Raw genomic sequence first — 2,565 nt, 5'->3', positions numbered from 1 at the left:
ATCTGCTGCTGCCAAAAATCAGCACGTTCTTGAGTGGTCATAGTGAAAATCCAGCGAAGAGGTAATGGATTTCAAGTGTGACGAGCTGATTTTGGGAAAAAAAGATGCCGATTCAAGGGCGCTTACGGAAAACTGGATGCAGGTTCCCTCAAGAACAAGGTGGCTGCCTCGATTGTTGCCATCTCATCCATTCATCTGCTGAAGGTGTTCATGAATACCGAGAACATCCCGAATGACAAAATAAAATGGTATCTGCTTATTCATGTCACCTTCGTCCTGTCAGCCTTTGCCATGGGCTATCTGGACAAGATCACCAAGGGAAAATGATGGCGACGCGCTCACGCCGTCGACAGTGGGGCTGAGCCTGTCTCCCCTCGCGAATGCAGCGCCCTTGAGGTCAATTGATGCGCATTGAAAAAGCCAGCCCGTTTTCACGGGCTGGCTTTTTTGCTGCCCCCTGCCGGGCAGGGGGTCAGTAGGGGCGGACTCAGCCGACCAGGCTGGCCCAGAGATCGTACTCGTCCGCCTCGTCGATGCGGACCTTGACCATGTCGCCGGGTTTGAGGCCGGTCTCGCCGTTCAGGTAGACAAGGCCGTCGATCTCGGGGGCGTCGGCGAAGGATCGGCCGGTGGCGCCCTCTTCGTCCACCTCGTCGATCATCACCGTCATCTCCTGGCCGACCTTGCGGGCCAGCTTGCGGATGGAGACCTGCTGCTGCAGCTCCATGAAGCGCACGAAGCGCTCTTCCTGGACGTCTTCCGGCACAGGATCCGGCAGCTCGTTGGCCTTGGCGCCTTCGACCGGGCTGTATTTGAAGCAGCCGACCCTGTCCAGTTCAGCCTTGTCGATGAAGTCCAGCAGCATCTGGAACTCTTCTTCGGTCTCGCCGGGGAAGCCGACGATGAAGGTGGAGCGCAGGGTGATCTCGGGGCAGATCTCGCGCCACTTCTGGATCCGCTCCAGGGTGCGCTCGACGGTGCCGGGGCGCTTCATCAATTTCAGGATGCGCGGACTGGCGTGCTGCAGCGGGATGTCGAGGTAAGGCAGTACCTTGCCGTCGCGCATCAGCGGGATGACGTCATCCACGTGGGGGTAGGGGTAGACGTAGTGCAGGCGCACCCAGATGTCGAGCTTGGCCAGCTCCTCGCACAGGGCCACCATGCTGGTCTTGACCGGCATGCCGTCGTAGAAACCGGTGCGGTGCTTGACGTCGACGCCGTAGGCGGAGGTGTCCTGGGAGATCACCAGGATCTCCTTCACGCCGGCCTCTTTCAGACGCTTGGCCTCGGCCAGCACCTCGCCGATGGGGCGGCTCACCAGATCCCCGCGCATGGAGGGGATGATGCAGAAGGTGCAGCGGTGGTTGCAGCCTTCGGAAATCTTGAGATAGGCGTAGTGGCGCGGGGTCAGCTTGACACCCTGGGCCGGCACCAGGCTGGTGAAGGGGTTGTGGGTGGGTTTTTCCACGTATTTGTGGACGTGGCCCAGCACCTCTTCATAGGCGTGGGGGCCGGTGATCTCGAGCACCTTGGGGTGGATCTCGCGGATCTGGTTCTCTTTGGCACCGAGGCAGCCGGTGACGATCACCTTGCCGTTTTCGGCCAGGGCCTCGCCGATGGCTTCCAGCGACTCCTGCACTGCGCTGTCGATGAAGCCGCAGGTGTTGACTACCACCAGCTCCGCATCGTCATAGCTGGGCACCACGTCGTACCCTTCGGTACGCAGCTGGGTCAGGATGCGCTCGGAATCGACCAGGTTTTTAGGGCATCCCAAGCTCACAAAACCAATCCTTGGGTGGTGAGACCTAATAATGCTGGAAGTCGCTTGTTGGACAGTGTGGTCGTCCGATGGCTGAACCCGCGTAGTTGCAGGTGTCAGGCTGTCTGAGCTAGGGTCAAAACGGTTGACGGTCATAGAGGATCGCTGGTCACTAATGCAAAAAAAGATGGCGGATTATACCTGATGAGCAGGAAAGAGGAAGAAGTGACATGTGCATTTTTTAACCTGCAATATTAGATTTCAATGCGCGATATTTTGTATCTTTTCCTGAGAGGTGATGACGATGCAATCATCAACGGCAGTGCCATCGGTCACGAGTTCTGCCTCGAATTCCTCAAGCCAGCGACCTGGTAAGCCTCTAAGGACGCCAACATGCGCGGGAGACCTATGCCAAACAGTCTGGCACTGCCGACCTGATTGCCACCGGCATCATGAATCGCAGCCTGCTGCTGATCATCACCTTGGTTGTGGCCAACTTTGGAGCCCTCTATTTGCTTGGCGATAGGGCCGAACTGGTCGCGCTGATCTCCAACCTCATTGGCGTGGTGATCGGCGCACTCCTGAACGAGCGCAACAGCGTGATCTCGTTTTTCTTTGGTGGCGTGAGCAATGACAAATAAGCTATTCATTACATGATACTGGTGGTGAAGGCTCCATTGTTAGGGAAGGTGCGAACAAGTCCCTGATATGAGATCATGTTTGTCATCTGGAGCCATGGAACAGGGTTCATCATGAGTCATCAACTTACCTTCGCCGACAGTGAATTCAGCAGTAAGCGCCGTCAG

2 protein-coding genes and 1 pseudogene are annotated in these 2,565 nt (G+C 57.2%); 2 read left to right on the top strand and 1 reads right to left on the bottom strand.

What is annotated here, in order from left to right:
- Positions 1-132 precede the first annotated feature (132 nt).
- Positions 133-198 (top strand): annotated as a pseudogene (locus ACLHZ1_RS20375) (TIGR00645 family protein); the annotation flags it as partial.
- Between the two features lie 289 nt (positions 199-487).
- On the opposite strand, the gene rimO reads toward ACLHZ1_RS20375, so the two are convergent.
- Complete coding sequence (gene rimO, locus ACLHZ1_RS20370) at positions 488-1,915, bottom strand: 30S ribosomal protein S12 methylthiotransferase RimO (RefSeq protein ID WP_427263511.1); 1,428 nt, start codon at positions 1,913-1,915, stop codon at positions 488-490.
- A 296-nt stretch (positions 1,916-2,211) separates the two neighbouring features.
- Between rimO and ACLHZ1_RS20365 the strand changes: the two genes are divergently transcribed.
- Positions 2,212-2,400, top strand: a complete 189-nt coding sequence (locus tag ACLHZ1_RS20365; RefSeq protein WP_042648437.1) for a hypothetical protein — start codon at positions 2,212-2,214, stop codon at positions 2,398-2,400.
- The last annotated feature ends 165 nt before the right edge of the window (positions 2,401-2,565 follow it).

Origin of the sequence: Aeromonas sobria (assembly GCF_050266975.1) — a bacterium.
Lineage (GTDB): Bacteria > Pseudomonadota > Gammaproteobacteria > Enterobacterales > Aeromonadaceae > Aeromonas > Aeromonas sobria_B.
This window is presented reverse-complemented; position numbering and strand designations above follow the sequence as displayed.